Consider the following 3,120-nt stretch of genomic DNA (forward strand, 5'->3'; position numbering starts at 1 on the left):
GCCATAACGATTGAGACGACTTTGAACATCGCATCGGAAATACCCTGAACCACCGCGACGACTGGCGCGCTTTTCTCTCTAGGTAGCGAGTTCAATGCCATGCCGAACAGGACAGCAAAGAACAGCACCGACAGCAGCTTCGCTTCCGACAACGCCAAAAAGACGTTGTCCGGGACGATGTTCTGCACAATCACGAGAGCGCCCTTCGAAGGCTCCATCGTGATAGACGCAGCGCTATGCGTAATGCCGGAAATATCAGTGCCTGTACCAGGCTCGAATACATTCGCGAAACAAAGACCCATCACAATCGCCAGGCCGGTGATCGCAAAAAAATACCCCAGCGACTTTATGCCCATGCGACCAAATGACTTGTTATCTCCGCCTCCTGCGATGCYAAGGATCATGCAACAGAACACGATCGGCACAACCACCATCTTCATCATCTTGATGAAGATATCGCCAAGCGGTTTCAGGATTTCTGCACTGACCCAAGATTGATACTGCGGATGGGTATTGAAATACCAACCGACGAGCACGCCAAGCAACAGCCCGGCAATGATTTGCCACACCAAGGGAATACGTTTCATGTCTAGCCTTCTTGTTGGAATGAAAGGACTGCGTTAACTGGCAGTTGCTAGATTCATGAGCTTCCAGCTCACTTGAGTTCAGATGGCACAACGCTGTTGTGCCAACACTTTCTTATTTTGCGAAGAGCTGGCTCATATCCTTGAACGCCTTGAATTCAAGGGCATTTCCACAAGGGTCAAACAAAAACATGGTGGCTTGCTCGCCGACTTGCCCTTTGAAACGAATGTAGGGTTCGATCACAAACTCCGTGCCGAAAGATTTCAAGCGCTCGGCCAGCGCCTCCCATTCTTCCCAGCCCAGGATGATGCCGAAGTGCGGAACAGGAACGTCGTGGCCGTCTACCGGGTTGCTATGGACGCTTTCCTGKGATGCGGTTTTTGGGTGTTCGTGAATAACCAGTTGGTGGCCATAAAAGTTGAAGTCGACCCACTGGTTGCTGGAACGACCTTCTTCCAGGCCGAACACTTCGCCGTAAAAGGTGCGTGCGCCAGCGAGGTTGTAAACGGGGATTGCGAGGTGGAAAGGCGAGAGGCTCATCAGAACTCCAATACGGTTTTTTTGTTTGTGAAGGACGGAGCATATGAATGCTGGCCGTTGGTTTTTAGCGACGCTTCCAGTTCCGCCGTCCCACCGACATAGGCTTATAGGTTCGGGCCGTTGCCGGGGGATAGGCACATCGTAGGGCGGTCTACCAAGCAAAAAAATCAATATATATTTCTTAGAAACACAATTAATATTTATGAATGATCAAAGAACTGAAAACACTCATCGCCGTTGCACGGGAAGGTACGTTTGCCGCTGCCGGGAATAAAATCGGCCTCACCCAAGCAGCGGTGAGCGCCCAGATTCAGCGTCTGGAGGCCGAGCTCGGCTTTGAGATATTCGACAGGAAGGGACGCTCAGCCCACCTAAACAGGATGGGCCATCAAATACTGCTGCAAGCGCAAGAGCTGCTTCGGCTTTACGACAATCTGGGCTCCACCACGGTCGGACTTCCTGCAAGCGTACTGGTGAACATCGGCGCTATCGCCTCCGTTCAGCGCTCCTATCTTCCAAATGCACTAGCCAAGTTTCACCAACAATGCCCGCAATGCCGTACCCGCGTAATCCCAGGGCTATCGATGGAGTTGGTGAATCTCGTGGATGCCGGCGAGATCGACATGGCGGCAATCATTCGCCCACCCTTCTCGCTCCAGAGCGATCTACGCTGGACGACCTTGGCGCTGGAGCCCTACCGGCTGATTGTTCCGCGCGACGTACCAGGAGAAGACTGGTCAGCACTACTTTCCAGCCAACCGTTCATTCGGTATGACCGATCGTCCTTCGGGGGCAGGCAGGTGGATCGCTTCCTGCGGCAGATGCATTTCACCTTGCGCGAGGTTTGTGAACTGGACGAACTAGAAGCCATCATCAAGCTTGTGGAAAATGGCGTTGGTGTGGCGCTGGTGCCCCAGACAGTAACCGATCAGGAATGGCCCGCTGGTGTACGAGTGCTAGACCTCGGGCAGCACACCTTCCATCGTGATATCGGGCTCGTACATCGGTCTCGGCAGAGTTTTACCGAGCCAGTACGAATTTTGGCCCAACTTATCAGTGACCAGGTAAAGACCGGTGCTGAATAAAATTTAGTAAGCAAAAAGGGCCCTCGAAGGGCCCTCTTGTGCTCAAACCAAAATCACTTGGTCAGCCAAGACTCGACAGTGTCGGAGCCGTGCTCTGCTTTCCATTCCTTCAAAGTCTTGTGATTGCCGCCTTTGGTTTCGACGACTTCGCCGGTGTGAGGGTTTTTGTAGACCTTCAGCTGGCGTGGCTTGCGAGTACTGGTCTTGGACTCGGCTGCTGGAGCGCGACGGCGAGATTGAGGATCCAGCAGGTTGATCACGTTAGGCAGGCTGTAACCGTACTCTGAGAGCAAAGCGCGCAGCTTCGTTTCGAATTCGATTTCTTTCTTCAGGCCCTCATCGCCTTTCAAGGCTTCAAGAGCTTGAAGCTGTTCGGCGAGGTGTTTTTCGAGTTGGCGGAATTCCGCGAGCTTGGACATAGTCGTTCTCTAGATAGTTAGTCACCTAACAATACACCAAAAACCACGATTTGACTTTAGAGTCAGGGAGGCCCGTGTATTACAGTCGAGATTCGCTGCCCTGATTTATTCGTCCTCCGCCAAGAGCGGCGAATTGAGGTCAACTTCAATCTGACCGACTAGCGAAATGATGCGAGCGACCAGGCGCGTATCCACATGCTGGATTCGCTCCGGATACGCATTCATGTCAGCAGCCAATAGTTCGAGAGTTCGGGATACGGAGAGATGAGCGTCCATCGGTTCAGTCAGCACCGGCGCGGTCTTGCTCTGAACGCGGTTCGCAGAAGTGATGATGGGGATACGAGGATCATTCATGACGCAACCTTATCTGCTGTTCGACGTCGCAGCAACAGCAGGAATTTCCGCCTATTTGGATGACGGCGTGTTGCTCCGATTCCTTTTTGATGTGAAAAATTATGGCTCAGCAATAATTATTGCTGAGCCATAATTTT

Annotated in this window: 6 protein-coding genes; 2 read left to right on the forward strand and 4 right to left on the reverse strand. The window is 52.4% G+C overall.

The features are described from left to right. Window positions 1-587, reverse strand: a 587-nt coding sequence (locus tag AC1DSG_RS29650) for a dicarboxylate/amino acid:cation symporter (RefSeq protein WP_477794049.1), incomplete at its 3' end; no start/stop codon positions are given. A 112-nt stretch (window positions 588-699) separates the two neighbouring features. Continuing rightward, window positions 700-1,125 (reverse strand): VOC family protein, encoded by a 426-nt coding sequence (locus AC1DSG_RS29655; RefSeq protein ID WP_046054868.1) that lies wholly within the window; start codon window positions 1,123-1,125, stop codon window positions 700-702. A gap of 206 nt (window positions 1,126-1,331) precedes the next feature. On the opposite strand from AC1DSG_RS29655, the gene AC1DSG_RS29660 reads away from it, so the two are divergent. Then, window positions 1,332-2,210, forward strand: a complete 879-nt coding sequence (locus AC1DSG_RS29660) for a LysR family transcriptional regulator (RefSeq protein WP_477794050.1) — start codon at window positions 1,332-1,334, stop codon at window positions 2,208-2,210. 53 nt (window positions 2,211-2,263) lie between these two features. On the opposite strand, the gene AC1DSG_RS29665 is transcribed toward AC1DSG_RS29660, so the two are convergent. Then, entirely contained in the window at window positions 2,264-2,629 is a 366-nt protein-coding gene (locus AC1DSG_RS29665; protein WP_477794051.1) for a histone-like nucleoid-structuring protein, MvaT/MvaU family, read from the reverse strand. 105 nt (window positions 2,630-2,734) lie between these two features. Further along, window positions 2,735-2,983 (reverse strand): type II toxin-antitoxin system PrlF family antitoxin, encoded by a 249-nt coding sequence (locus AC1DSG_RS29670; RefSeq protein WP_477794052.1) that lies wholly within the window; start codon window positions 2,981-2,983, stop codon window positions 2,735-2,737. Between AC1DSG_RS29670 and AC1DSG_RS29675 the strand changes: the two genes are divergently transcribed. Beyond that, window positions 2,982-3,116: a hypothetical protein gene (locus tag AC1DSG_RS29675; protein ID WP_477794053.1), complete on the forward strand. Its 135-nt coding sequence runs from the start codon at window positions 2,982-2,984 to the stop codon at window positions 3,114-3,116. The two genes, AC1DSG_RS29670 and AC1DSG_RS29675, sit on opposite strands and share 2 nt — an antisense overlap. Window positions 3,117-3,120 lie beyond the last annotated feature (4 nt).

It is taken from the genome of Pseudomonas sp. P5_A12 (assembly GCF_056400685.1).